Source organism: Acidovorax sp. GW458-11-26-14-TSB4, from assembly GCF_059423865.1.
Genome location: NZ_JBWKYR010000001.1, coordinates 988874 through 1015176, shown reverse-complemented (window position 1 = coordinate 1015176; position 26303 = coordinate 988874). Strand labels below are relative to the sequence as shown.

Below are 26303 nucleotides of genomic sequence, written 5' to 3'. Positions count from 1 at the left end.
CCATGACCGTGAGCCAACGCGCCAGGGACAGCCTGGACCGCATGATGATGGAAGGCCTGCGCCAGAGCATGGGGCAGCACCAGCCAGAGATCCGCACCGTGCCGGCGGTTGCGCAGGGTTCGCTGACGCACATGGCGGTGCTGTCGATCGCCTCCTACTCGTTTCGCATCATCACGGCGCTGCACTTCGCCCCCGATGCGCGCACGCGGGAATGGATTGCATGCGTGATCGGTCAGAACGTGAGCGACCTGGGCCAGCAGCAGTTCATTGACGCCATCTGCGAGATCGGCAACATGTGCTGCGGCGCCATGAACCGCGAGCTCGGTGCCTTCTACGACTGCCTGGGCCTGTCCACCCCCCAGATCCTGGACATCCGCAGCCTGCCCCACATGGCCCAGATCGGCACCGACCACCTGCAGCACTTCGAGATCGACATGCCCGATGGCAGTCCCCTGTACGCCACCCTGTGCGCCCGCGCCTATACCCCCATGGACTTCCACTGGAAAGCGCCCGAGGTGCAGGAGGTCGCGGGCGAACTGGAATTCTTCTGACCTCTTTTTTTGCAAGGAAAACCCATGGCCAACATCCTCGTCGTCGACGACTCCAGCACCGTGCGCAACGAAGTCGGCGGCTTCCTGGGCAAGAACGGCTTTGACATCGCTTTCGCGGTGGACGGCCGCGACGGCCTGACCAAGCTGCAGCAGGATTCGCGCATCAAACTCGTGGTCTGCGACGTGAACATGCCCAACATGGACGGCCTGACCATGGCCGAGAAGGTGCGCAGCGAGCTCAAGAACAGCGGTGTCAACATCGTGATGCTGACCACGGAGAACTCGCCCGCGATGAAGGAACGCGGCAAGGCCGCCGGCATCCGCGGCTGGATCGTCAAGCCGTTCAACGGCCCGGCCGTGCTGGGCTCGTTCCAGAAACTGGTGGGAGCCTGATCCCGCCTACTGCGCTGGCGCCGCTGGCGCAATGCGCAGCGGTATGGTGATCGGCCCGTCGTTGACAAGGTGCACCTGCATCTCCGTCGCGAAACGGCCCGTGGCCACCACGGGATGCAGGGCACGTGCCTGCTGCACCACGTGGTCGAACAGGCGCCGGCCCTCGTCCGGGGCAGCCGCCTGGGTGAAGCTCGGGCGGTTGCCACCCGTGGTATCGGCGGCCAGCGTGAACTGGCTCACCAGCAGCAGGCCGCCGGCCACGTCCTGCAGGCTGCGGTTCATCTTGCCGGCGTCGTCGCCGAAGATGCGCAGCTTGAGCAGCTTGGCCAGCAACTTGTCGGCCACTGCCTCGGTATCGCCGCGCTCGGCACATACCAGCACCAGAAGGCCTTGGCCGATGGCGCCCACAGTCTGGCCTTCCACGTCCACGCGCGCCTCGCGCACGCGCTGAATCACACTGATCACTTCGTCACATCCTCGGGTTCGGGTTCATGGAAAAGGGCCTCCACGTCGTTGGGCAGCAGCTCGATGGTGGCGCGCAGGCCGGGCACGGCCGCCACCAGCGCCCGCTCCACCTGGCCGCGCAGCCGGGCGGCCTGGGCCAGGGTCCAGTTGCCAGGCACGTGCAGGTGCAGGCCGGCGAACTGGCGCTGGCCGGCGCGCCGCGTGGAAACATGGTCGAAGCGCACCGCCCCCGGCGCCTGGGCCTGGGCGAAGCGCTGCAGCGTGGCTTCGATGGCGGCCTGCACCTCGGGCTCGGCCGCCTCGTCCATCAGGCCCTGCGATGAGCGCCAGACCAGCGACACACCCTCCTTGAGGATATTGAGCGCCACGGCGATGGCCGCCATGGCATCGAGCCAGAGCCAGCCCGTGAGCGTGGCCCCCACAATACCCACGAGCACGCCGGCCGAGGTCCAGACGTCGGTGAAGAGATGGCGCGCATCGGCCTCCAGCGCAATCGACTGGTGCACGCGCGATGAACGCAGCATGAGCCAGGCCAGCACCCCGTTGAGCACCGAGCTGGCCACCGACAGCACCAGGCCCCAGCCCAGCTGCTCGATGGGCTGGGGGGCGAACAGCCGGTGCCCCGCCGCCCAGAGAATGCCCAGCGAGACCCCGACGATGAGGATGCCCTCGAAGCCCGAGGAGAAATATTCGGCCTTGTGGTGCCCGTAGGGATGGTTCTCGTCCGCAGGCAGTTGGGCGATGGTGACCATGGCCAGGGCGAACACGGCACTGGCCAGGTTGACGAAAGACTCCATGGCGTCCGACAGCAGGCCAACCGAGCCGGTCACGTACCAGGCGGCCGTCTTGAGCGCGATGGTGACCAGCGCCACGGCCACCGACGCCCACAGCAGATTGCGGGGCGTGAACCAGGGGTGGAGCGAAGGGGCTGGGGTGGGCATGGCTGACAGGATTACACCAGACCGCCAGCGTGCCAGAATCCGCCCCATGACCAAGGCATGGCGTCATCGCCTCGCAGGATTGCTGTTGTGGGCCCTCGTGGCGGCCGCCGGTGCCGGCTGGCTGGCGCATGCGCGCGTAGAACAGCTGCGCGCGGCCTTCGATACGGACGCACGCATCGTGCACCGGCTGCTCAGCCAGCGCGTGGTGCAGCACGATGCCGTGATGGCCACGCTGGCGCTGCTGCAGCCACCAGTGCCCGGTGCCGTTGCCGACACGGTGGCGGCCTCGACCCTGCCGCGCCTGCCCTCGGTCTACCCCCAGATCCTGGCTGTGCTGCAGCGCCCGGCCGGCGCTGCCTGGCCCGCAGCACAAAAGGCCGCGCTCGATGCCGCCGAGGCGTCTTCGCGCCGATCCGGCCGCGCCGAGATGGCCCTGGCCGACCTGGCGGCCGGCCGCTACCACCTGGTACTGGCGGGCACGCCGGCCAGCTATGCGCTGCAGATCGACCTGGCGGCCACCGTGCCCTTGGAGGAATGGCCCATGAACCCGGTGACCAGCCCGGTGCGCGTGGCGCTGGAACGGGCCGGCCAGTCCTTCGTGGTGCAGCCGGGGCGCCGCCTGGACCGCATGGGCTGGCACTTCAGCGTGCACAAGCTGCTGGCGTCGCCCAGCCAGCCCCTGGACGTGGTGGCCGAGCGCACCGTGACGCCGGCCGAACTGCCGTGGTGGGCCATGCTCGGTTGGTGCGCGCTCACGGCAACCCTCTGGGCCGGCGCGCTGGCCTGGTGGCGCCAGCGCGTGGCACGCCAGCGCGCCGAGGAACTGCTGCGCCTGGGCCAGGTGGCCCGGCTCAATACCCTGGGCGAGCTGGCCGCCGGCATGGCGCATGAGCTCAACCAACCCCTTACGGCCCTGCTGGCCAGCACCCAGGCCGCCAAGCGCCTGCTGGGCGAGTCGCCACCGGACCTGGACACCGCTTTCGAAGCCATGGCCCGCGCCGTGGAGCAGGCGCGCCGCGCCTCGGCCGTGGTGGGCCGGCTGCGCCGCCTGGTGGAGCGGCCCGACCTGGCCGGCCAGGTCCAGCCCCTGGCACTGCCCGTGGCGGTGGGCGACGTGCTGCGCCTGGTGGAGCCCGAGCTGCAGCAGCGCGGCGTGGTGCTGGACGTGCAGGCCGAACACGAACTTCCCGCCGTGCTGGCCGAACCGGTGGCCCTGCAGCAGATCGTGCACAACCTGGTGATGAACGCGCTGCAGGCCATGGAGCAGGTTGCGCAGGCAGAGCGCCGGCTGGAGCTGCACATGGGCAACCAGGACAGCGGCCAGGTGGCCCTGACCGTGCGCGACCATGGCCCGGGCATACCGGCCGAGGCGCGCGACCGCCTGTTCGAGCCTTTCTACACCACGCGCGAAGGCGGCCTGGGCCTGGGCCTCACACTCTGCGAAAGCCTGGCCCAGGCCATGGGTGCGCAGCTGTGGCTGGCACCCGCGGCTGGCCGCGGCGCTGCCTTCGTGCTGGTGCTGCCGGTGGCGACCCATGCGCCCGCGCCAGTGCATCCGGCCGCCCCGCTGCCCACCCCTGTGCTTCCATGACTGACCACGCCACGCCCCTGTCCCCTCTGATCCATCTGGTGGACGACGATGCCGCCGTGCGCGAGGGCCTGTCCCTGCTGATCGGCACCGTGGGCCTGCGCGTGCAGGCCTGGGCCGATCCGCTGGCCTTTGCCGCCGGCTTCGACCGCGCCAGCATCGGTGCCATCGTGCTCGATGTGCGCATGCCGGGCACCAGTGGACTGGCCCTGCTGGAGCAGTTGCTGGCGCAGGGCGTGGACCAGCCGGTGGTGATGCTGACCGGCCATGGCACGGTGGACATGTGCCGGCGCGCCTTCAAGGCCGGGGCTGCCGAGTTCCTTGAAAAGCCGGTGGACGACGAAGTGCTGCTCGAAGCGCTGCAGAACGCCGTACGCCAGCATGTGCGCTCGCGCGAGCGCCACCAGGCCGACCAGCAGGCGCGCGAGCGCCACGCCCAGCTCTCCGCACGCGAACGCGAGGTGCTGGGCCTGATCGTCGAGGGCCTGACCAACAAGGAGATCGGCCGCGCGCTCGAACTCTCGCCGCGCACGGTGGAAACCCACCGCGCCAACCTGTTCGCCAAGCTCGGCACCGAGTCGCTGGCGCAGCTGATACGGCGCTACGCCGCGCTGGTGGACAACTACGCTCCGTAGTTCTACGGAGGCGCGCGCGTAGCCGCACGAATGGTGCCGGCGGCCGGCATTTTTTACAGTTCTCCCACGGCCCGACACCCTGCCAGGCCGGCCTTACAAACCACCGGAGAACACCATGCAACGCCACATCAATACCGCCGCCATCGCCCTCGCTTTCGTCGCCACCGCTGCCAGCGCCGAAGGCGTGCGCACCGAAAAGAACATCTCGCTGGACCTGGCCACGCAGATCGCCGCCCAGACCGTGGCCACCTGCACCGCCAATGGCTACGCCGTGACCGCCACCGTGGTGGACCGCGCCGGCACCGTGCGCGCCGTTTACCGCGCCGACAACGCCGGCCCGCACACGCTGGAAGCCAGCCGCCTGAAGGCCTACACCTCGGCCTCGGCCAAGAACACGACACTGGCCATGATGGAAGGTGCCCAAAAGAACCCTGCAGCCGCCAACCTGGTCAACATCCCCGGCTACCTGCTGCTGGGCGGTGGCGTGCCCGTAAAGGTGGGCAACGAAGTCATCGGCGCCGTGGGCGTGGGTGGCGCACCTGGCGGTCACCTGGACGAGCAATGCGCCCAGGCCGGCATCGCCAAGGTGGCGGACCTGCTGAAGTAACCCGGCTCCGGAAAGGACGCACCATGGCCCGCCGCACCGCCCCTTCTCTCGCAAGCACGGCGCGTGCGCTGTGCGCCATCGCCCTGGCCTTCGCCGCGCTGCAACCGGCGCACGCCCAGGTGCCGCCCAGCCCGGGCGAGATCGCCGCCTACCAGGGCCTGCACGCCGCTGCGGCCCAGGGCGACAGTGCCACGCTGCGGCGACTGCTGGCAGGTGCGGGTGCCGCCCAGGTCAATGCCCGCGATGCCCATGGCCGCACGCCCCTGCACGTGGCGACCTTTGCGCGCCAGCGCGAGGCCGTCCGCCTGCTGGCCAAGGCCGGCGCCGGGCTGGACCTGCTGGAAAACGACCGCTACGACGCGGTGACCATTGCCGCCGTGGCCGACGACGAAGACACCCTGGCCCTGCTGCTGTCGCTCGGCGCCAGCGCCAAGCAGGTGACCAGCCGCTACGACGGCACCGCCCTGATCGCCGCAGCCCACCTGGGCCACGACGGCGTGGTGCGGCAGCTGATCGCGGCTGGCGCACCGCTGGACCATGTGAACAACCTGCACTGGACGGCGCTGATCGAGTCCATCGTGCTCGGCGATGGCGGTCCACGCCACCAGGCCACGCTCAAGGCCCTGGTCAAGGCCGGCGCCAGCAAGGCGCTGACCGACCGGCAGGGCAACACGCCGCTGCAACTGGCACGCCAGCGGGGCTACGATGCCATGGTGCAGATGCTCAGCCGCTGACTCAGTCCGTGACCAGCCGGGCCTTGACGGTCTTGCCCTTGACCCGGCCATTGTTGAGGCGGTCAGCTGCTTGCCGGGCGATGGACCGGTCCACCGCCACGTAGGTGGAAAACTCGTTGACGTTGATCTTGCCGATCTGCTCGCGGGTGTAGCCCATCTCGCCAGTGAGCGCACCCAGCACGTCGCCGGCGCGGATCTTCTCCTTGCGCCCGCCGATGATCTGGATCGTGGCCATGGGCGGCACCAGCACCCCGCTGCCCGTGGGCGTGAGTTCGGCCAGCGGGTACCAGCGCGATTCGCGGCCCTGCAGTTGCTCGATCTTGCCCACACTGCCCATCTCGTCCATGCTGGCCAGGTTGAGCGCCAGGCCCTCGGCATCGCCGCGGCCGGTGCGGCCGATGCGGTGGATGTGGACCTCGGGGTCGGGCGTCACGTCCACGTTGACCACCGCCGCCAGGTTGGCGATATCCAGGCCACGCGCGGCCACGTCGGTGGCGACGAGCACCGAGCAGCTGCGGTTGGCGAACTGCACCAGCACCTGGTCGCGCTCGCGCTGCTCGAGTTCGCCATAGAGCGCCAGGGCGCTGAAGCCCTGGGCCTGCAGCACGGCCACGAGGTCGCGGCACTGCTGCTTGGTGTTGCAAAAGGCCAGCGACGACTCGGGCCGGAAGTGGTTGAGGATCTGCGATACGGCGTGCAGGCGCTCGGAATTCTTCACCTCGTACCAGCGCTGCTCGATCTTGCCCTCGGCGTGCTGGGCCTGCACCGTGATCTGCACCGGCGCCTTCATGAACTGCTGGCTCAGCTTGGCGATGCCCTCGGGGTAGGTGGCCGAGAACAGCAGGGTCTGGCGCTCCTTGGGGCACTGGCGCGCCACGGTGGCGATGTCGTCGAAGAAGCCCATGTCCAGCATGCGGTCGGCCTCGTCGAGCACCAGGGTGTTGAGTGCCTCCACCGACAGGTTCTGGCGCGCGAGGTGGTCCATCACGCGGCCGGGGGTGCCGACGACGATGTGGGCACCGTGCTCCAGGCTCACGGTCTGCCCGCGCAGCGGCACGCCGCCGCACAGGGTCACGACCTTGATGTTCTCTTCGGCCCGCGCCAGGCGGCGGATCTCGGTCGTCACCTGGTCGGCCAGCTCGCGCGTGGGGCACAGTACCAGCGCCTGCACGGCGAAGCGGCGCGGATTGAGGTTGGCCAGCAGGGCCAGCGCAAAGGCCGCCGTCTTGCCGCTGCCGGTGCTGGCCTGGGCGATCAGGTCCTTGCCCAGCAGGGCGGGTGGCAGGCTGGCCGCCTGGATGGGGGTCATCTGCGTGTAGCCCAGCTGCTGCAGATTGGCCAGCGTGGCGGGGCTGAGGGCCAGCGCGCTGAAATCAGCGGCGGCTTGGTTTTCTTTGGAGGTCATGGCCCCGATTATCCGGGGCAGGCTACAAAAGGGCCATTTGCCGTCGGCATAGGTGCAACTACCTTACGCCACTGTCAGGTGGATCGGCTATAACGAATGCAGTGCACGAACCGGATGGGACATGCCAGAAACGATCAACGCAGCCAGCACCGCTGAGCAGGGCCGCTCCAGCGACCTGCTGCTGCGCCTGATCGCAGACTCCGTGCCCGCGCTGATGGCCTATTTCGACCTGCCCGGCCTGCGCTGCCTGTTCGCCAACCAGGGCTATGCGGCCTACAACGGCCATTCCACCGAGTCCATCCTGGGCCTCACGGTGCAGGAGGCCATTGGCGACAAGGCCTGGCAGGCCATACAGCCCCATGTGGAGCGCTCCAGCCGGGGCGAGCATGTCAAGTACGCGCGCGAGCAGATCTTGCCGAACGGCGAAGCGCGCATGATCGAAGTCAATCTCATTCCGCACTTCGATGGCGCGCAGAAGGACCGCCAGCTGGGCTCCTTCGTGCTGATCACCGACATCACCGAACGCTGGCGTGCCGAGCGCTCGGTGCGCGAGAGCGAAGAGCGCATGCGCAAGTTCACCGAGGCGACGGACGAGGCCATCGTGTTCCACCGCGACGGCCTGATCTCCGACGGCAACGAAGCGCTGTACCGGCTCACCGGCTATGCGCTGCACGAGGTGGTGGGCCTGTCCATCTTCAACTTCATCAGCCCAGAATGGCGCGCAGTGGCGCTCGACTACACGCGCAGCGGCCGCGAGGACCCCTACGAGGTCACCATACGCCACAAGGATGGCCACGCCATTCCGGTGGAGGTGGTGGGCAAGACCATGCCCTTCCACCATGCGGACTACCGCATCGTGGTGGTGCGCGACATCACGGCACGCAAGCAGGCGCAGGAGCGCGAGGCCTTCAATGCCCTGCACGACTCGCTCACGCAGCTTCCCAACCGCCGCCACCTGATGGACCAGTTGGCCCAGGCGCTGACGCGCCACCGCCAGGGACAGGTGGCGGTGCTGTTCGTGAACCTGGACCATTTCAAGACCGTGAACGACTCGCTCGGCCACCACGCCGGCGACCAGCTGCTGCGCGAAGTGGCCGACCGGCTGCGCCACTGCGTGGGAGAAGCCGACATCGTGGCCCGCCTGGGCAGCGATGAGTTCGTGCTGGTGCTCACCAGCATCCATGCGCCCGACGATGCGGCCCAGGTCGCCGACGCCGTGCTCCAGGCCATGCGCACGGTCTTCACGGTGGGCCACCTGCCGCTGACCATGTCGCCGTCCATCGGCATCAGCCTGTTCCCGAGCGACGGATCCACCGGCGACGCGCTGCTGCGCTGCGCCGACGCGGCCATGCAGCAGGCCAAGGACAGCGGCCGTGGCAACCGCCAGTTCTACCAGCCGGGCATGGACCTGCGCGCCATGGAGGTGCTGCAGCAGGAACGCCTGCTGCGCGAAGCCATTGCCGACAGCGCCTTCGTGCTGTACTACCAGCCCCAGATCTGCCTGAAGGACGGCGCGCTCAAGGGCTTCGAGGCCCTGGTGCGCTGGCGCCACCCGGTGCGCGGCCTGGTCGGGCCCAGCGAGTTCATCGCCTTTGCCGAATCACGCGGCCTCATCACACCGATCGGCCGCTGGGTGCTGCACGAGGCCTGCCGCCAGCTCAAGGCCTGGCAGGACGAGGGCCTGGCCCTGGTCCCTGTGGCCGTGAACCTGTCGCCGCTGGAGTTCCGCCAGCGCGACGTGGCCGGCGAGATCGCAGCCGCCCTCACGGCCACGGGCCTGGCGCCGCAGTACCTGGAGATCGAGCTGACCGAGTCGGTGCTGATGCACCAGACCGGCCAGGTGCTCGACACGCTGCAGGCCTTGAAGGACCTGGGCGTGGGCATCTCCATCGACGACTTCGGCACCGGCTATTCCTCGCTGGCCTACCTCAAGCGCTACCCCATCGACAAGCTCAAGATCGACCGGTCCTTCGTGATGGACACGCCGGACAGCGCCGATGACGTGGCCATCGTCACCGCCATCGTGCAGATGGGCCGCAGCCTGCAGCTCAGGACCGTGGCCGAAGGGGTGGAGACTGCCGAGCAGATGGCGTTGCTGCGCAGCCTGGACTGCGACCTGGTCCAGGGGCACCTGGTCTCCGAGCCCATGGAGGCAGCGGCCGTTCGCCAGTGGCTGCTGGGCCAAGGCGCGCAGATGGCCGCCTGAGCGCGCTGCAAGGGCCCGATGCAGGCGGTTTCCGATGATTTTCTGAGGCCCAGGCAGCGGCTGTCATCCCGCCACCCCGCCGCATGTGGACAATAGGGCCATGCCCCTGATTCCTGACTTCATCGCCCCTACCCGCCATACCGACCCTGCCGAGGCCCTGGCCCAGGTGCAGCGCATCTACCAGCAGCAGATCGGCCACCTGCGCGAGGCCATGCACCAGTTCGTGTCCGGCGATACGCCGGCAGGGCATGTGCGCGCCTTCTACCCCTTCGTGCGCATCCACACCACCACGGTCGCACGGGCGGACACCAAGCTGGCCTATGGCTTCGTGGAAGGACCCGGCCGCTACGAGACCACGCTCACCCGCCCGGACCTGTTTGCCCGGTACTACGCCGAGCAGCTCCGCCTGCTGCGCAAGAGCCACAACGTGGAACTGGAAGTGGGCACCAGCGCCCAGCCCATCCCGATCCACTTCTCGTTCGCCGAGCACGACCACATCGAGGGCACGCTGACGCAGGAGCGCCGCATGCTGATGCGCGACGTGTTCGACCTGCCCGACCTGGCCGCCATGGACGACGGCATCGCCAACGGCACCTGGGCGCCGCGCCAGGGCGAGGCCCAGCCGCTGTCGCTGTTTACCGCGCCGCGCGTGGACTACTCGCTGCACCGGCTGCGCCATTACACGGGCACGGCGCCCGAGTGGTTCCAGAACTTCGTGCTGTTCACCAACTACCAGTTCTACATCGACGAGTTCGTGCGCCTGGGCCATGCCGAGATGGCCAAGCCCGACAGCGAATACGTGGCCTTCATCGAACCCGGCAACGTGATCACGCGCCGCACCGGGCTGCCGGCCGCCGAGGCCGATGCCCTGGGCGTGGCCCCGCCGCGCCTGCCGCAGATGCCGGCCTACCACCTGGTGCGCCAGGACCGCAGCGGCATCACCATGGTCAACATCGGCGTGGGCCCGGCCAATGCCAAGACCATCACCGACCACATCGCTGTGCTGCGCCCGCACGCCTGGATGATGCTGGGCCACTGCGCCGGCCTGCGCAACAGCCAGCAGCTGGGCGACTACGTGCTGGCCCACGCCTATGTGCGCGAAGACCACGTGCTCGACGAGGAACTGCCGCTGTGGGTACCCATCCCGGCGCTGGCCGAGATCCAGGTGGCGCTGGAGCAGGCCGTGGCCGACGTGACCCAGATCGCCGAGGCGGACCTGAAGCGCATCATGCGCACCGGCACCGTGGCCAGCACCGACAACCGCAACTGGGAGCTGCTGCCCGACAACATGCCCCAGCGCCGCTTCAGCCAGAGCCGCGCCGTGGCGCTGGACATGGAAAGCGCCACCATCGCGGCCAACGGGTTTCGCTTCCGCGTGCCCTATGGCACCCTGCTGTGCGTGAGCGACAAACCCTTGCACGGCGAGATCAAGCTGCCCGGCATGGCCAACCACTTCTACCGCGAGCGCGTGGACCAGCACCTGCGCATCGGCATGCGCGCCATCGAGATCCTGCGCGAAGGGGGCATCCACCGCCTGCACAGCCGCAAGCTGCGCAGCTTTGCCGAGGTGGCGTTCCAGTAAATCCCGCCCCTGCCGCGGGCTGCGCCCCTCCATGCCACTGGACTTTCTGACACTGATGGCGGTGATGGCCGCCAACCTGTTCATGATCTCGGCCGCCCTGCCGCTGATCATGGGCCCCGGCGTGAGCCCGGCTGCCCGCTACGTACAGGCCAGCATGCTGCTGCAGGCCACGGCCTGGGCCGCCATCATCGCGGCCGGTTCCTGGTGGGACCAGGCCCTGTCCACCGTGTCGGTGGCCTGCAATGCGCTGGCGCAGTGGATGCTGTACCGTGCCCTGCGCGAATGGCTGGGCGAACGACCTTTGAGGCGCTTGCTGCTGGTGCTGGTGGTGATCACCCCGCTGGGCTACACGCTCGCATTTGGCGACTATGCCTGGCGCGTGGGCTGGGCCAACCTGCTGATGGCCGCCATCCTGCTCATCGTGGCACGCGCCACGCTCTATCCTGCGCACTATGCGGACCCGCGCTGGCGGCGCCTGCTGATGGCCTGCCTGGTCACATCGGCCGCCTTCACGCTGGCGCGCGGCCTGCTCGGCGCCTTCACGGACCAGTATCCCAGCTTTCGCACACCCCACCCTGTCAACCTGGCCGCTGCCGTGGCCACCAACGCGAGCCTGGTGCTGGGCACCGTGGCCGTGCTGGTGGCCTGGCGCGCCGAAGCCGAGCAGAAGCTGCGCGCGCTGGCCATGACGGACGGGCTCACGGGCGTGCTCAACCGGCGCGGCTTCAACAGGCAGGCCGAGAGCATGCTTGCCCACGCCTGGCGCCACCACCTGCCGCTCACGGCGCTGGTGCTGGACCTGGACTACTTCAAGCAGATCAACGACACCCATGGCCACGAGACCGGCGACCGCGCCCTGAAGCTGTTTGCCCGCCTGCTCGAGGAAACCTGCCGCACCGGGGACCTGGTCGGGCGCCTGGGGGGCGAGGAATTCGGTGTGCTGCTGCTGCACAACAGCGCGCCGGCGGGCATTGCCTTCGACCGCCGCCTGCGCACGCGCCTGCGGGATGCCAGCGCCGCCGAACTGGGCTTCGCGCTCGACTACAGCGCCGGCATGGCCGTGCTGCTGCCGGCGGAAACCCACCTGCCCGACCTGATGGCGCGGGCCGATGCCGCGCTCTACCTTGCCAAGGCCCAGGGAAGGGGCCGCATGGTCGAGGCCTGAGCGCACCCCGGATCCCGGTATCGCACACAATCGGTGCATGAGCGATCTATTCGAAGTGCGCGAGCTGCGCAAAAGCTATGGCGACGCCACGGTGGTCAACGACGTCTCGTTCACCATTGCCCCGGGCGAATGCCTGGGCGTGATCGGCCCCAATGGCGCGGGCAAGACCACCACCATCCGCATGTGCCTGGGCCTGACCAGCCCCGACGGCGGCAGCGTGCGCTTTTACCCCAGCGCTGGCGCCGCGCCCCTGCACATGCCGCACGACGCCCTGGCCATCAAGGAGCAGATCGGTGTGGTCACGCAGTTCGACACGCTGGACCCGGACTTCACCTGCGCCGAGAACCTGCGCGTGTTCGGCCGCTACTTCGGCATCAAGGGTCCGGCCATGGATGAACGCGTGCCGCGCCTGCTGGAGTTCGCGGCCCTGATGCACAAGGCGGATGCCAAGCCGGGCGAGCTCTCGGGCGGCATGAAACGGCGCCTGAGCCTGGCACGCGCCCTGGTCAATGACCCGCGCCTCTTGCTGCTGGACGAACCGACCACGGGCCTGGACCCGCAGGCCCGCCACCTGATGTGGGAGCGCCTGCAACTGCTGCTGCAGCAGGGCAAGTCCATCCTGCTGACGACCCACTTCATGGACGAGGCCGAACGCCTGTGCTCGCGCCTCCTGGTGCTGGACCATGGCCGCAAGATCGCCGAAGGCCGCCCGCGCGAGCTGATCGCCCAGCACCTGGAGCCCGATGTGGTGGAAGTCTTCGGCCTGGGCGCCGTGGCCCTGGCCGAAGATGCCGCGCTGCGCACCCTGGCGGCACGCGTGGAGGTCAGTGGCGAAACCGTGTTCTTCTACACCCAGAACGCCCAGCCGCTGCTGCAGGCGCTGGGCGCGCACCCGCACCTGCGCACCCTGCACCGGCCGGCGAACCTGGAAGATCTGTTCCTCAAGCTCACCGGGCGACAGATCCGGGAGGATGGCTGAGACCGATCAGGCCTTGCGCGGCTTCACCTTGCTCGCCGCGAGCTTGGCGTTGTCGCGTGCGGTGTGCACATCCTCCGCGCGCGCCAGGGCCACGCCCATGCGGCGCTTGGTGAAGCTCTCGGGCTTGCCGAACAGGCGCAGGTCGGTGTTCGGCACGCGCAGGGCCTCGTCCACACCGTCGAAGACGATGCCCACGGCGTCCACCCCGCCGTAGATGACGGCGCTGGCGCCGGGGTTGCGCAGGCTGGTGTCCACCGGCAGGCCCAGGATGGCGCGGGCGTGCAGCTCGAACTCGCTCTGGTTCTGGGTGCACAAGGTCACCAGACCGGTGTCGTGCGGGCGTGGGCTCACCTCGCTGAACCACACGTCCTGGCCCTTGACGAACAATTCCACGCCGAAAAGGCCCTGGCCGCCCAGGTTGTCGGTCACGGCCTTGGCGATCTGGCGCGATTTTTCGAGCGCGGCCGGGTGCATGGGGTGGGGCTGCCAGCTTTCCACATAGTCGCCGCTGACCTGCACGTGGCCGATGGGGTCGCAGAAGTGGGTTTCGATCTGGCCATCGGTGCCCACGGCACGCACCGTGAGCTGGGTGATCTCGTAGTCGAAGTCGATGAAGCCCTCGACGATCACGCGGCCGTGGCTCACGCGGCCGCCGGCCATGGCGTAGTCCCAGGCCTTCTTCACGTCGTCCGGGCCGTCGATCTTGCTCTGGCCCTTGCCCGAGCTGCTCATCACCGGCTTGACGATGCAGGGGTAGCCAATGCCGGCGTCGATGGCGGCCTGCAGCTCTTCGAGCGAGTTGCAGAATTTGTAGGGGCTGGTGGGCAGGCCCAGGGTCTCGGCGGCCAGCACGCGGATGCCTTCGCGGTCCATGGTCAGGCGGGTGGCGCGGGCCGTGGGAATCACACGCACGGTGCCGGCGGCTTCCAGCTCTTCGAGCATGGGGGTGGCGATGGCCTCGATCTCGGGCACCACCAGGTGCGGCTTCTCGGCTTCGATCAGGGCCTTGAGCTGGACCGGGTCGCTCATGGTGATGGTGCGGCTGTGGTGGGCCACCTGCTGGCCGGGCGCGTTCTCGTAGCGGTCCACGGCAATGGTTTCCACGCCCAGGCGCTGCAGCGCGATCAGCACCTCCTTGCCCAGCTCGCCCGAGCCCAGGAGCATGACTTTGGTGGCATGGGGGGACAAAGGGGTTCCGAAGGTGGTCATGGGGGTGCTTTCGACAGAAGGTGAATGGGGGAGGGCCGCCGGGCGGCCCGTGGGTGCCGACTTTAATGCACCCGGAGGCTGCCCGCGTGGCGCAGAACTTGCAACACCGGGGCATGACCGCCCCGCCCGCCCCCGGCAACCCGCGCAGCCAGCCCGACTGGCACGCCCAGGAGCTGCTGCTGATGCGCGAGGTGATGCGCCTGATCGGCCGCAGCCTGGCGCCCGGCCTGGTGCTGCGCGAAATGCTGCACCTGATGAGCGAGCTGCTGGGCCTGAACCGCGGACGCATCGTGCTGGTGGACGACACCGGGGCTGGAGCGCCCCGCACGGCCTCGATCCAGCACGCCTATGGATTGACCCAGGCCGAGGTGCAGCGCGGCCGCTACGCCTGGGGCGAAGGCATCACCGGGCGGGTGCTGGCCTCGGGCCAGCCGGCCATCGTGCAGGACATCGATGCCGAGCCCCTGTTCCTGGCGCGCGCTGTGCAGCGCAGCCACTTGCCGCCCGAGACGGTGGCCTTCATCGCCCTGCCCATCGAGCTCCACCACGCGCCCATCGGGGTGCTGGCCTGCCACCGCATACGCAGCCGCCAGCGCCACCTGAACGACGACCTGGCTGTGCTGCGCGTGCTGGCCACGCTGGTGGGCCAGCTGCTGCAGCTCGAAGCCCTGGTGGCCGAGCAGACGCGCCAGCTGGAGGCTCGCAACGCCGTGCTGGCCAATGCGCTCAATACCAAGAGCGCGCGCTACGGGCTGATCGGCAATTCCCCCCCGCTGCTGCAGGCGCTGGGCGAACTGGAGCGCGTCTCGCAGACCCAGGCCACGGTGCTGTTGCTGGGTGAATCGGGCACGGGCAAGGAGCTGTTCGCGCGCGCCGTGCACCTGGCCAGCGGCCGGCGCGACCGGCCCTTCATCAAGGTCAACTGCTCGGCGATACCGGATGCGCTGTTCGAGTCGGAGCTGTTCGGTTACGAGCGCGGCGCCTTCACAGGCGCCAGCACCGCGCGCGCGGGCTGGTTCGAGCAGGCCGACAGCGGCACCATCTTCCTCGACGAGATCGGCGAGCTGCCGCTGGCCATGCAATCGAAGCTGCTGCGCACCCTGCAGGAAGGCACGCTGGTGCGCCTGGGCGGGCAGCGCGAGGTCAAGGTCAACGTGCGCCTGGTGGCCGCCACCAACCGCGACCTGGCGCGCGAGGTGGAGGCCGGGCGGTTCCGCCAGGACCTGTACTACCGGCTCAACGTGATTCCGATCCGCCTGCCCTCGCTGGCCGAGCGGCGCGAGGACATCCGCCCGCTGGCGCTGCACTTCGTGAGCCGCGCCAACCAGGCCCACCAGCGCAACGTGAACCTGGCCCCCGACGCCCTGGCGCGCCTGGAAGCCCAGCCCTGGCCCGGCAACATCCGCGAGCTGGGCAATGTGATCGAGCGTCTGGTGCTGCTGGCCGAGGACACGCTGGTGACCGGCGAGGAGCTGGACCGCTTCCTGCCCAATGTTACCGCCGCCTCCCCGCCACCAGCAGCGGCGGCGCCCCAGCCCTTGACAGAGCTGCCGCTGGTACGGGACTACGCCCCCGCCCACTCCCACAGCGCGCAGGCGTTGCAAGCCGCCCTGGCGGACCACCACGGCAACCAGTCGCGCGCAGCCCAAAGCCTGGGACTGACCCTGCGCCAGTTCAGCTACCGGCTGCGCAAGGCGGGCCTGCGCTGAAAGATACCGCTGTCGACAAATTGTCGACACAGTGTCCACAGTCGAAGAGTCGCCAGCGGCACGGCACCGGCCCAAGAGCTTGCAATTGCTATCCAATAAATAGCATCAAAACCATGCGTGGCTGTCACTTCAAACGATTCATCCAAAAATCAGCGCTCTTGGCACACCTGTTGCGGTAAGGGACACAGGCCATCCTGCCCACCACCGCACCGAAAGGTTTCCCATGAGCACCGATTCCGACGCCGTCCTGATCTCGCCCATCCAGCTGCAGGCCCTGCAGGCCGCAGAGCCCGTCGTGCTGATCGACACCCGCGACGCCGACACCTATGCCCTGGGCCACATCCCGGGCGCGGTGAACCTGCGCGAAACCTTCACCTATCTGGCCACCTCCAGCCCCGAAGGCCTGCAGGAACTCAAGGACACCTTTGCCGCGCACCTGGGGGCCATCGGCCTGTCGGGCGCCGAGACGGCCGTGTTCTATGAAGACGCACTGAACAGCGGCTATGGCCAGTCCTGCCGCGGCTACTACCTGCTGACTTGGCTGGGCTACCCCAAGGTCAAGGTGCTGAACGGCGGCTACTCGGCCTGGAAGGCGGCCGAGCTGCCCGTCTCCACCGAGGCCGTGGTGCCCACCCCCGCGATCTTCCCGACCACCCTGGCCACGGCCGACGTGATGCTGACCAAGGACGACGTGGCCGATGCCCTGGGCACCGATACCGTGCTGCTGGACGTGCGCGACGTGGACGAGTGGATCGGCGAAAGCTCCAGCCCCTACGGCCGCGACTTCGCACCGCGCAAGGGCCGCCTGCCGGGTGCCAAGTGGGTGGAGTGGTACCGCTTCATGAAGCCCTCGCCCCAGGGCCCGGTGTTCAAGTCGCCCGACGAGGTGCGCGCCGAATGCGCCACCGCCGGCATCGCGCCGAGCGACACGGTGTACCTGTACTGCTTCAAGGGCGCCCGCGCCTCCAACACCTTCCTGGCGCTCAAGCAGGCCGGCTTTGCCGACGTGCGCATGTACTTCGGCTCCTGGAACGAGTGGTCGCGCGACGACAAGCTGCCCATCGAAAGCGGCTTGCCCCTGCTGCGCGCGGCCAAAAAGCCGGCCTTGGCCCTGGCTGCCTGAGCTTTCTGCGGGGCAGGTCGCCCCGCCCACCCATTCTTTTCACCCTCTCAAGGAAAACCATGTCTACCGATCTGCTGGAACCCACCGCGCCCGTCACCACCGTCCACACCGCCCTGCGCCCCATCGACCGCGACGGCCTGATGGCCTTTGCGGAGAAGGGCCGCAACAACCCAGCCAGCCGCGGCACCAACAAGGTCCACACGGTGATGGAAGGCCAGTACCGCTCGCTGAGCACCGTGGGCAATCACACGCCCGTGGTCGTGGACGAGCCGCTGCACCTGTTCGGCCAGGACACGGCTCCCGCCCCCGGCGAGATCGTGCTTTCGGGCCTGGGCGGCTGCCTGGCCGTGGGCATCACCGCTGTGGCCACCTGGAAACAGGTCAAGCTCAGCAGGATCGAGGTCTTCATGGAAGGCGACATCGGCAACCCCGCCGCCTGGGGCGCCGGTGGCGCGCTGCAGAAGCTGCCGCCCGAGATGGGCTTCCAGGCGATCCGCGTGAAGGTGCTGGTCGAAGGCGATGCGCCGCGCGAAGTACTCGACGAGATCGTGCAGCACGCCAATTTCTACTCGCCCGTGGCCAATAGCATGCGCAACCCGATCCCCTTCGAAATCAGCCTGATGGACTGACCTCTTTCCCGCGTCGCCAAGGACTCCGCCCCATGAAACCCGCCGACCTCCCTCCCCAACTCCACCTGGAAGGCGCCCTGCAGGGCGACGCCCTGATCGCCGCCGTACGGGCCATTGCCCAGGGCCCGTTGGCCGCGCAGGCCGAGGCCATCGACCGCGTGGGCTACTACCCGCGCGCCGAGTTGCAGCAACTGGGTGCCGTGGGCGCCATGGGCGTGCACCTGGACAGCACGGCGGGCCCGGCGGACTACGGCCTGGCCATCCGCGCCATGGCCGAGGTCTCGCGCGTGTGCGGCGCCACCGGATTCATGCTGTGGTGCCAGGCAGTGTGCGGGCTGTACCTGCAGCAGTCGGGCAACCCGGCCCTGGTGGGTGAGGTGCTGCAGCGCCATGCCAGCGGCGCGGGCCTGGGCGGCACGGCCCTCTCCAACCCCATGAAGAGCTACGCCCAGATCGAGAGCCTGCTGCTCAAGGCCACGCCGGTGGAAGGCGGCTACCTGGTGAACGGCACCCTGCCCTGGGTCAGCAACCTGGGGCCGGACCACTACTGCGGCGCCGTGGCCGCCATCGCCCAACCCAAGGGGGCTGCGCCGCGCGAACTGATGTTCCTGCTGCGCTGCGACGCACCGGGTGTGGAGATGCGCGAATGCCCGAGCTTCTCGGGCATGGAGGGCACGGGCACCTATGCGCTGCGGCTCAAGGACCATTTCGTGGGCGCGGAGCACACCATCGCCGACCCGACAAAGCCCTATATCGCGCGCATCCGCGCCGCCTTCGTCATGCTGCAGTGCGGCATGGCCGTGGGCATCACCCAGGGCGCCATCGACTCGATGTGGGCGGTGGAGGCGCAGCTCGGCCACGTCAACCAGTTCCTTGAAGACCGGCCCGACGCTCTGCAGGCCGAGCTCGACGCGCTGAGCGCGCGTGTGATGCGGCTGGCCGAGACGCCCTTCGACACCCGCACCGAATTCTTCATCGACGTGCTGGACGCGCGCGCCCATGGCGCCGAACTGTGCCTGCGCGCCGCCCAGTCGGCCCTCATGCACCAGGGCGCGCGTGGCTACCTGATGAGCTCCGACGTGCAGCGCCGCGTGCGCGAATCGCACTTCGTGGCCATCGTCACACCGGCCATCAAGCATCTGCGCAAGGAGATCGCGCGCCTGTCCACCGAGGAGATGCCGGCATGAGCGCCGCCACCATCACCCACTCCACGCTGGCAGACGACCCCTGGCTGCAGTACATCTGCCACGCCTGCGGCTACATCTACGACGAGGAGCAGGGCGACCCCGATGGCGGCCTGCCGCCCGGCACCCGCTTCGCCGACATCCCCGACGGCTGGGCCTGCCCGCTGTGCGGTGTGACCAAGAACGATTTCGCGCCCTATGTACCGCCCAGCATGGAAGCGCTCCGGGCCCAGGCCAAAGCCCAGGGCAGCGCTGCGCCCGCAACGCGGCGCCAGGCCGACGCCGGCGTGCTCATCGTGGGCGCCGGCCGTGCGGGCTGGCAGATGGCCGAGGCCCTGCGCGCACTGGATGCCCAGTGCTCCATCACCCTGGTGACCGACTGCAGCGGCGACCGGTACGACAAGCCACAGCTGTCGGTCGCCATGGCAAAGCACCTGCCACCCGAGCGCCTGGTGCGCGAGACGGGCGCGGCGGCCGCCACCCGGCTGAATCTGCGGCTGCTGGCGCACACCCATGCCGTGCGCGTGGAGCCTGCAGCCACCGGCAGCGGCGGCACGCTGCGCACTACGCGCGGCCCACTGCGCTACCAGCACCTGGTGCTGGCCCACGGCGCGCGGGCCGCCCTGCCCCCCGGGTTGCCGGCAGCGCTGTGCTGGCGCATCAACCACCTGCAAGCCTACCAGCGCCTGCGCGCCGCACTGGGCCATACACCGCGCCGCGTGCTCATCGTGGGGGCTGGCCTCATCGGCTGCGAGCTGGCCAACGACCTGGCACTGGGCGGCCACGGCATCACCCTGCTGGACACCGAAGCACTGCCCCTGGCACGCTGCGCCGGTGAATCCCGGGCCCGCGAACTGCTGGCCGCGTGGGGCAAGCTCCCGATCCAGTTCGTCGGCGGTGTGAGGGTGGCATCCCTCGACACCCTGCCGGCACCCACGCCCGATGGCGCCCTGCAACTGACCACCGCAGATGGCCACCAGTTCACCGCCGACCAGGTGATCGTGGCCGCCGGCCTGCAGACGCCCACGCGCCTGGCGCACAGCGCCGGCCTTGCCTGGGACGGCGGCATCGCCGTTACGCCAGCCCAGCTGCAGACCAGCGTGCCGGGCATCCATGCCCTGGGCGACTGCATCACCATCGCCGGGCAGGCCAGCCGCTTCATCGAGCCCATCGCCCGGCAGGCATGCACCATCGCGGCGGCGATTGCGGGGACGGGCGATGTGCCGTATGAGCCCCGACCCGCCTCCATCCGGGTCAAGACCAGCTCCTGGCCCATGAGCCTCTGATCGGTGGCCCCCGGGGCAAGCAAAAAATATTTCAATTATTTTTTTCTTGCCTGCATCCAAACGGCATCTTCGTGGGTAGTACCTGCAGCAGCCCATTTTTGCTGCTGTCCATTCAACCCATTTGAAGAAGAGGAACGCCATGACGACCACCCAGCCAACGATCTCCCGCATCATCCCCCTGGCCGGCGCCATCGCCGCCGCGGCCCTGCTGACGGCCTGCGGCTCGATGATGGGCTCCGGCAGCGGGCCCATGTTTTCGCAGGACAGCCTGCCCGACGCCGTCAAGGTGCCCGGCGGCAACAAGGTCGCCATGGAAACCGTGGGCGTGGGTGAGATCACCTACGAATGCCGCGACAAGGCCAATGCCCCCGGCCAGATGGAATGGTTCTTCGTGGGCCCCAAGGCCGTGCTCAACGACCGCGGCGGCAAACAGGTGGGCACCTACTACGGCCCGCCCGCCACCTGGGAATCGAAGGACGGCTCCAAGCTGACCGCCACCCAGGTCGCCGTGGCCCCGGCCGGCGCCGGCAATATTCCCTACCAGCTGGTGAAGGCCAACCCCGCGATGGGTTCGGGCGCCATGACCGGCGTGACCTATATCCAGCGCGTGGCACTCAAGGGCGGCGCGGCACCCGCTGCCGCCTGCAGCGCCAGCAACAAGGGCGAGCGCCAGATCGTGAAGTACCAGGCCGACTACATCTTCTGGAAGGCAGCGTAAGACGCCGCCTGCCATTGCGGGCGTGTGCGCAATCCCTTGGAGCACAGGGGATTGCGCGTGGATACAGGGGCTTGTCGGCTACGATGCACCCACGCTCTGGGCCCGCGCGCTGCGCGCTGCCCAGCCACCAAACCGACCGTGCCGAGCCCCTCGCAACCTGTGCCTGACACCCCTGGCGATTTTGACTACGAAGCGGCGCTGGCCGGCTGCGCTGCCGGCGACCGCCAGGCCATGCGCCGGCTGTACGAGCACGAAGGCCCGCGCATGCTGGGCGTGGCGCTGCGCATCGTGCGCCAGCGCGCGCTGGCCGAGGACATCGTTCACGACGCCTGCGTGAACATCTGGAGCCGGGCCACGGGCTACGACGCATCGCGCGGCAGCGCGCGCGGCTGGATCTACAGCGTGGTGCGCCACCTGGCGCTCAACGCCGTGCGCAACGCCCGCCGCCATGTGGACGTCGATGAACAAACCACTGAAGCCCTGGAGGCCGACATGTCCGTGCAGGCCTTCCATGACGCCGCCAGCAGCTTCGAGCTGAACACCAACCTGGGCCGCCTGCAGCACTGCCTGGAGGCGCTGGAGCCGGCACGCCGCGACTGCGTTCTGCACGCCTATGTGGAGGGCTGCTCGCATGGCGAGATCGCCGAACGCCTGGGCGCGCCCCTGGGTACCGTGAAGGCCTGGATACGGCGCAGCCTGACTTCGCTGCGGGAGTGCATGGCATGAGCATGCCCTTTCCCGAACAGCCGCACGACGACCTGCAGGTGCTGGCCGGCGAGTACGTGCTGGGCACGCTGCCCGCAGCCGAACGCCTGGCCGTGTCGCAGCGCCTGGCCACCGAGCCCGCACTGCAACAGGCCGTGAACGACTGGGAGGAGCGCTTGCTGCCCCTGACCCAGTTGGCCGAGCCCGTGCCGCTGCCCGAGCGCCTGGTTTCACGCATCGAGGCATCGCTGCAAGGCCCGCGCCAGCAGACCAGGCCTGCGGCAGTGTCCGCGCGCCGCAGCTCCGGCGGCTGGTGGAATCACCTGGGCCTTTGGCGCGCCCTCGCGGGTTCCGGCTTCGCCATGGCCGCCGTGCTGGCGGCCGTGCTCGTCACCCGCGTGGCTCCCGTGGCCGCGCCGCCGAAGTTCATGGTGGTGCTGGTGGCCCCCCAGGACAAGGCGCCCGGCTGGGTGGTGCAGGCCAGTTCGCCGCAGCAGATCAGCCTGATACCGCTGGGCGTGGCCGAGGTGCCGGCCGACAAGGCGCTGGAGTTCTGGACCAAGGCCGACGACTGGAATGGACCCGTCTCCCTGGGCCTGGTCAAGCCTGGCCAGCCGCTGCAGGTGCAGCTCGACAAGCTGCCGCCGCTGCAGCCCAACCAGCTCTTCGAGCTGACCCTGGAGCCGCCCACGGGCTCGCCCATCGGCAAGCCCACGGGCCCCATCCAGTTCATCGGGCGGGCGGTCAAGGTGCTCTGACCTTGACCAGCAGGCTCAGGCGTTTTTCAGTACTGCTTGTAGGGCAAAAATTTGCCCGAGAGCACCACATTCACGCGGTCGCCCTTGGGATCGGCCTCGCGCGTGATGTCCATGCTGAAGTCGATGGCGCTCATGATGCCGTCGCCGAACTCCTCGTGGATCAGCTCCTTGATGGTGGTGCCGTAGACGCTGACGATCTCGTACCAGCGGTAGATCAGCGGGTCGGTGGGCACGGGCGTGGGCAGCGAGCCCTTGTAGGGCACGATCTGCAGCCACTTCTGCTCCTCGGCCGTGAGGCCGAAGATCTTGCCCAGCACCTTGGCCTGTTCGGCCGATGCGGTCATCTGGCCCAGGCACAGGGCCGTGGTCCATTCCTTGGACTGGCCGACCTTCTTGGCAATGGCATCCCATTGCAGGCCCTTGGCGACCTTGGTGCTGATGATCTTCTCGGTGACGTCGTTGCGGTTCATGGTGATGGCTCCTTCGGTTGGATGGTTTTGAAACAGCGGGACAAAGAAATTCAGGGTGCAGCCGTCCCTGCCACCCAAGGGGCGGCACGGCGGGGCTGGCGGCCGGATGCGGTCAGTGGGCTTTCGCCCGGGTGACGAGAAAGTCCACGATGTGGTTGCGCAGCGCGTAGTAGCCGTCCAGGTGGTGCAGGCTGCTGCGCGTGCGTTCGCGCGGCAGCGGGTTGACCACCACCTCGGCGATGCCACCCGGGTGGTAGCCCGCGGGCGACTCGTTGCCATTGCTCATGAGCAAGATGCGGTCGGACAGCAGGATGGCCTCGTCCACGTCGTGGGTGATCATGAACACCGTCTGCTGCGTCTGGCGCACGATGGCCATGAGCTCGTCCTGGATGGTGCCGCGCGTGAGCGCATCGAGCGCGCCGAAGGGCTCGTCGAGCAGCAGCATCTTGGGCTGGATGGAGAACGCGCGCGCAATCCCCACGCGCTGCTTCATGCCGCCCGACAGCTGCGAGGGCTTCTTGTCGATGGCGGGCATGAGGCCCACCAGGGCGACGAATTTCTCCACATGCGCATCGACCTGGGCGGCCTTCCAGTCAGGCCATCGCGACTTGACCGCGAAGGCGATGTTCTGGCGTACCGTGAGCCAGGGCATGAGCGCATGGCTCTGGAACACCACGCCCCGGTCTAGGCTCGGGCCTGCGACCTCGCGCCCGTCCATGATGACGGTGCCCGAGGTGGCGGTGTCGAGCCCCGCCAGCACGTTGAGAATGGTGGTCTTGCCGCAGCCCGAGTGGCCGATGATGCAGACGAACTCGCCCTTATCGAGCGTGAACGACACGTCGGCGAACACCGGCTTGGCGGGCACGAAGGCCTTGCTGAGTCGGTCGATCTGGAGGAAGCCGGGAGTCACGGAAGATGCCTTTCGTTGCGGAGCGTCAGGGGCTGAGGCGGCGGGGCGCTGGGCGATGTCACTCCACATAGGTCACCACCTTCTGCAACTGGCCGAAGAACAGGTCGAGCAGCATGCCGACCACGCCGATCACCAGGATGGCGAAGATCACGTTGGTGAGCGACAGGTTGTTCCACTCGTTCCACACGAAGTAGCCGATGCCCGTGCCGCCCACCAGCATCTCGGCGGCCACGATCACCAGCCAGGCGATGCCCATGCTGATGCGCATGCCCGTGAGGATGGTCGGCGCCGCCGCCGGCAGGATCACCAGGAAGGCCTTGCGCAGCGGGTTGACCTGCAGCGTGGCCGAGACATTGAGCCATTCGCGCTTGACCGAGGCCACACCGAAGGCCGTGTTCACCAGCATGGGCCAGACCGAGCAGATGAAGATCACGAAGATGCCCGAGATCGACGAGTCCTTGATGGTGTAGAGCGCCAGCGGCATCCACGCCAGCGGGCTGATCGGCTTGAGCACCTGGATGAAGGGATCGAAGGCGCGGCGCAGCAGTGGCGACATGCCGATGACGAAGCCCAGCGGAATCGCCACCAGGCAGGCCAGGCCGAAGCCCAGCGCCACGCGGCCCAGCGAATGCGCGAGCTGGATGGCGATGCCCTTGTCGTTGGGTCCGTTGTCGTAGAACGGGTTGGACACATGGCCCCAGACCGTGGTGCCCATCTCGGCCAGGGAAGGAAAGCCGCTGGCCTTGGTGCCGGCGCCCAGGTCCTTGCCCATCATCTTGGCGTACTCGATCTGCTCGGGCGTCATGCCCGCCGTGCTGTTGGCGGCCCCGGACGAAGCCGTGGCCGCATACCAGATGCCGAGCACCACCAGGAAGATCAGCACGGACAGCAGGCCCGCGCGCAGGTTGAGGTTCTTGGACGGAGACATGTCAGCCTGCCTTGCGGATGGGGAAGCTTTTCGCGTAATCGGCCGCCTTGGCGGCATCGAACTCGCGGCCCATGATGGTGAACTTGGGGTAGGCGCCCTCAGGCACCTTCTGGTCCAGGGCCTTCATCTGCTTCTTGGCGTCGGTGATGAGGAAAACCTTCTCGGCGATCTGCTTGTAGTCCACGTCGCCCTTGACGTAGCCCCAGCGCTGCATCTGCGTGAGCATCCACACGGCCATGCTCTGCCAGGGCATGGGGTCGAAGTCGGCGCGGTCGGGCACGTTCTGGATCTTGCCCAGGCCGTCGGCGAACTTGCCGGTGAGCACCTGGTTGAGCACGGCCTCGGGCTGGTTCAGGTAGGCCTGGGGCGCGATCACCTTGGCAATCAGCTCGCGGTTCTTGGGGTCGCGCGCCATCGCGGCCGAGGTGAGCACCGCGCGGTACAGCGCGGCAAAGGTGTTGGGGTTCTTCTGGATGAACTCGGTGCTGGTGCCGAAGGCGCAGCAAGGGTGGCCGTTCCACAGGTCCTTGGTGAGCAGGTGGATGAAGCCGACTTCCTCGAACACGGCACGTTGGTTGAACGGATCGGGGCCCAGGAAGCCATCGATGTTGCCCGCGCGCAGGTTGGCCACCATCTCGGCCGGGGGCACCACGCGCAGCTGCACGTCGGTGTCCGGGTTGAGCCCGGCCTCGGCCAGGTAGTAGCGCAGCAGGAAGTTGTGCATGCTGTACTCGAAGGGAATCGCGAACTTGAAGCCCTTCCAGTTCTTCGGGTCGCGGTTGTCCTTGTGCTTCAGGCTGAGCGTGATGGCCTGGCCGTTCACGTTCTGGATGGTGGCCACGTTCATCGGCGTGGCGTTGGAGCCCAGGCCCATGGAGATCGCCAGCGGCATGGGCGAGAGGAAGTGCGTGGCGTCGTACTCCTTGTTGATCATCTTGTCCCGGATCAGCGCCCAGCCGGCCGTCTTGGTCACCTCCACATTCAGGCCCTGCTTGCTGTAGAAGCCCAGCGGGTGGGCCATGATCAGCGGCGTGGCGCAGGTGATCGGGATGAAGCCGATCTTGAGATTGGTCTTCTCCAGCGCACCCTTCTCCTGCGCCATGGCCTGCATGCTGGCCACGGGCAGCACGCTCGCGATGGCCGCCATGGCCGTGCCCTTGCCCACGGCCTTGATGAAGCGGCGGCGCACGGCGTCTTGCGGGAACAGGGCCTTGACCAGGGTGGCCTCGATGAATTCGTTGCTGTAGGCCTCGAACTCGCTCGTGAGGCTGCGCTGGCGCAGGGTGGCGGCTGCGGCGTCGGCCGACACCTCGGCATGGTGGTCCGCCGCCGTGTGGTCGCGGCCGCAGCTGCACTTGAGCATCAACGGGCGGTCGGCATCGAAAGGCGAGAAGAATTCAGACATGGCACACCTCGGTGAAGT

26 protein-coding genes and 1 pseudogene are annotated in these 26303 nt (G+C 68.4%); 19 read left to right on the top strand and 8 right to left on the bottom strand.

Annotation, left to right across the window (positions count from 1 at the left end):
- The first annotated feature begins 2 nt into the window (after positions 1 to 2).
- Both AC07X5_RS04895 and AC07X5_RS04890 read left to right on the top strand, forming a co-directional pair.
- Positions 3 to 551: a hypothetical protein gene (locus AC07X5_RS04895; protein ID WP_494769230.1), complete on the top strand. Its 549-nt coding sequence runs from the start codon at positions 3 to 5 to the stop codon at positions 549 to 551.
- A gap of 24 nt (positions 552 to 575) precedes the next feature.
- On the top strand, positions 576 to 944 hold the full coding sequence (locus tag AC07X5_RS04890; protein ID WP_409959706.1) for a response regulator: 369 nt from the start codon (positions 576 to 578) through the stop codon (positions 942 to 944).
- A gap of 6 nt (positions 945 to 950) precedes the next feature.
- Here the strand turns inward: AC07X5_RS04890 and dtd are convergent, their stop codons facing one another.
- Both dtd and AC07X5_RS04880 read right to left on the bottom strand, forming a co-directional pair.
- Positions 951 to 1409: a D-aminoacyl-tRNA deacylase gene (dtd, locus tag AC07X5_RS04885; RefSeq protein ID WP_494769229.1), complete on the bottom strand. Its 459-nt coding sequence runs from the start codon at positions 1407 to 1409 to the stop codon at positions 951 to 953.
- Complete coding sequence (locus tag AC07X5_RS04880; RefSeq protein WP_494769228.1) at positions 1406 to 2350, bottom strand: cation diffusion facilitator family transporter; 945 nt, start codon at positions 2348 to 2350, stop codon at positions 1406 to 1408. The genes dtd and AC07X5_RS04880 overlap by 4 nt, the downstream gene beginning before the upstream one ends.
- A gap of 46 nt (positions 2351 to 2396) precedes the next feature.
- Between AC07X5_RS04880 and AC07X5_RS04875 the strand changes: the two genes are divergently transcribed.
- The 4 genes from AC07X5_RS04875 to AC07X5_RS04860 all read left to right on the top strand — a co-directional run bounded on the left by AC07X5_RS04875 (position 2397) and on the right by AC07X5_RS04860 (position 5914).
- Positions 2397 to 3941: a sensor histidine kinase gene (locus tag AC07X5_RS04875; protein WP_494769227.1), complete on the top strand. Its 1545-nt coding sequence runs from the start codon at positions 2397 to 2399 to the stop codon at positions 3939 to 3941.
- Positions 3938 to 4573, top strand: a complete 636-nt coding sequence (locus tag AC07X5_RS04870; protein ID WP_494769226.1) for a response regulator transcription factor — start codon at positions 3938 to 3940, stop codon at positions 4571 to 4573. Before AC07X5_RS04875 ends, AC07X5_RS04870 begins: the two co-directional genes overlap by 4 nt.
- 115 nt (positions 4574 to 4688) lie before the next feature.
- Positions 4689 to 5180 (top strand): GlcG/HbpS family heme-binding protein, encoded by a 492-nt coding sequence (locus AC07X5_RS04865; RefSeq protein ID WP_409955542.1) that lies wholly within the window; start codon positions 4689 to 4691, stop codon positions 5178 to 5180.
- A 23-nt stretch (positions 5181 to 5203) separates the two neighbouring features.
- The gene (locus tag AC07X5_RS04860; RefSeq protein ID WP_409955544.1) at positions 5204 to 5914 is read left to right on the top strand and encodes an ankyrin repeat domain-containing protein; all 711 of its coding nucleotides are present in this window, start codon (positions 5204 to 5206) and stop codon (positions 5912 to 5914) included.
- A gap of 1 nt (position 5915) precedes the next feature.
- Here the strand turns inward: AC07X5_RS04860 and dbpA are convergent, their stop codons facing one another.
- Positions 5916 to 7319 carry an ATP-dependent RNA helicase DbpA gene (gene dbpA / locus AC07X5_RS04855; RefSeq protein ID WP_494769225.1) on the bottom strand — a complete coding sequence of 468 codons (1404 nt, stop codon included), beginning with the start codon at positions 7317 to 7319 and terminating at the stop codon, positions 5916 to 5918.
- Between the two features lie 121 nt (positions 7320 to 7440).
- Between dbpA and AC07X5_RS04850 the strand changes: the two genes are divergently transcribed.
- The 5 genes and pseudogenes from AC07X5_RS04850 (at position 7441) to AC07X5_RS04830 (ending at position 13251) form a co-directional block, all read left to right on the top strand.
- The gene (locus AC07X5_RS04850) at positions 7441 to 9525 is read left to right on the top strand and encodes a putative bifunctional diguanylate cyclase/phosphodiesterase (protein WP_494769224.1); all 2085 of its coding nucleotides are present in this window, start codon (positions 7441 to 7443) and stop codon (positions 9523 to 9525) included.
- 100 nt (positions 9526 to 9625) lie between these two features.
- Positions 9626 to 11107, top strand: a complete 1482-nt coding sequence (locus AC07X5_RS04845; protein ID WP_494769223.1) for an AMP nucleosidase — start codon at positions 9626 to 9628, stop codon at positions 11105 to 11107.
- Positions 11108 to 11138: 31 nt separating this feature from the next.
- A complete protein-coding gene (locus AC07X5_RS04840) occupies positions 11139 to 12272 on the top strand; it encodes a GGDEF domain-containing protein (RefSeq protein ID WP_409955550.1) in 1134 nt (377 codons plus the stop codon).
- A 106-nt stretch (positions 12273 to 12378) separates the two neighbouring features.
- A pseudogene (locus tag AC07X5_RS04835) lies at positions 12379 to 12894 on the top strand (ATP-binding cassette domain-containing protein); the annotation flags it as partial.
- Positions 12895 to 12909: 15 nt separating this feature from the next.
- Entirely contained in the window at positions 12910 to 13251 is a 342-nt protein-coding gene (locus tag AC07X5_RS04830) for an ATP-binding cassette domain-containing protein (RefSeq protein ID WP_494769469.1), read from the top strand.
- Positions 13252 to 13257: 6 nt separating this feature from the next.
- Here the strand turns inward: AC07X5_RS04830 and purT are convergent, their stop codons facing one another.
- On the bottom strand, positions 13258 to 14460 hold the full coding sequence (purT, locus tag AC07X5_RS04825; RefSeq protein ID WP_494769222.1) for a formate-dependent phosphoribosylglycinamide formyltransferase: 1203 nt from the start codon (positions 14458 to 14460) through the stop codon (positions 13258 to 13260).
- Positions 14461 to 14573: 113 nt separating this feature from the next.
- On the opposite strand from purT, the gene AC07X5_RS04820 reads away from it, so the two are divergent.
- The 8 genes from AC07X5_RS04820 to AC07X5_RS04785 all read left to right on the top strand — a co-directional run bounded on the left by AC07X5_RS04820 (position 14574) and on the right by AC07X5_RS04785 (position 22572).
- A complete protein-coding gene (locus AC07X5_RS04820) occupies positions 14574 to 16169 on the top strand; it encodes a sigma-54 interaction domain-containing protein (RefSeq protein WP_494769221.1) in 1596 nt (531 codons plus the stop codon).
- 223 nt (positions 16170 to 16392) lie between these two features.
- The gene (locus AC07X5_RS04815) at positions 16393 to 17292 is read left to right on the top strand and encodes a sulfurtransferase (protein WP_409955556.1); all 900 of its coding nucleotides are present in this window, start codon (positions 16393 to 16395) and stop codon (positions 17290 to 17292) included.
- A gap of 59 nt (positions 17293 to 17351) precedes the next feature.
- A complete protein-coding gene (locus AC07X5_RS04810) occupies positions 17352 to 17921 on the top strand; it encodes an OsmC family protein (protein WP_409955557.1) in 570 nt (189 codons plus the stop codon).
- Between the two features lie 32 nt (positions 17922 to 17953).
- A complete protein-coding gene (locus tag AC07X5_RS04805) occupies positions 17954 to 19108 on the top strand; it encodes an acyl-CoA dehydrogenase family protein (protein ID WP_494769220.1) in 1155 nt (384 codons plus the stop codon).
- Positions 19105 to 20391: an FAD-dependent oxidoreductase gene (locus AC07X5_RS04800; protein WP_494769219.1), complete on the top strand. Its 1287-nt coding sequence runs from the start codon at positions 19105 to 19107 to the stop codon at positions 20389 to 20391. The genes AC07X5_RS04805 and AC07X5_RS04800 overlap by 4 nt, the downstream gene beginning before the upstream one ends.
- Positions 20392 to 20530: 139 nt before the next feature.
- Positions 20531 to 21109: a DUF3455 domain-containing protein gene (locus AC07X5_RS04795; RefSeq protein ID WP_494769218.1), complete on the top strand. Its 579-nt coding sequence runs from the start codon at positions 20531 to 20533 to the stop codon at positions 21107 to 21109.
- Between the two features lie 159 nt (positions 21110 to 21268).
- Complete coding sequence (locus AC07X5_RS04790; RefSeq protein ID WP_494769217.1) at positions 21269 to 21835, top strand: sigma-70 family RNA polymerase sigma factor; 567 nt, start codon at positions 21269 to 21271, stop codon at positions 21833 to 21835.
- Positions 21832 to 22572 carry an anti-sigma factor gene (locus tag AC07X5_RS04785; RefSeq protein WP_494769216.1) on the top strand — a complete coding sequence of 247 codons (741 nt, stop codon included), beginning with the start codon at positions 21832 to 21834 and terminating at the stop codon, positions 22570 to 22572. The genes AC07X5_RS04790 and AC07X5_RS04785 overlap by 4 nt, the downstream gene beginning before the upstream one ends.
- 26 nt (positions 22573 to 22598) lie before the next feature.
- Here the strand turns inward: AC07X5_RS04785 and cynS are convergent, their stop codons facing one another.
- The 4 genes from cynS to AC07X5_RS04765 all read right to left on the bottom strand — a co-directional run bounded on the left by cynS (position 22599) and on the right by AC07X5_RS04765 (position 26285).
- A complete protein-coding gene (gene cynS / locus AC07X5_RS04780; RefSeq protein ID WP_494769215.1) occupies positions 22599 to 23042 on the bottom strand; it encodes a cyanase in 444 nt (147 codons plus the stop codon).
- 112 nt (positions 23043 to 23154) lie between these two features.
- A complete protein-coding gene (locus AC07X5_RS04775) occupies positions 23155 to 24021 on the bottom strand; it encodes an ABC transporter ATP-binding protein (RefSeq protein WP_409959012.1) in 867 nt (288 codons plus the stop codon).
- On the bottom strand, positions 24011 to 24880 hold the full coding sequence (ntrB, locus tag AC07X5_RS04770; RefSeq protein WP_409959014.1) for a nitrate ABC transporter permease: 870 nt from the start codon (positions 24878 to 24880) through the stop codon (positions 24011 to 24013). The genes AC07X5_RS04775 and ntrB overlap by 11 nt, the downstream gene beginning before the upstream one ends.
- A 1-nt stretch (position 24881) precedes the next feature.
- The gene (locus AC07X5_RS04765; protein ID WP_494769214.1) at positions 24882 to 26285 is read right to left on the bottom strand and encodes a CmpA/NrtA family ABC transporter substrate-binding protein; all 1404 of its coding nucleotides are present in this window, start codon (positions 26283 to 26285) and stop codon (positions 24882 to 24884) included.
- Positions 26286 to 26303: the final 18 nt, after the last annotated feature.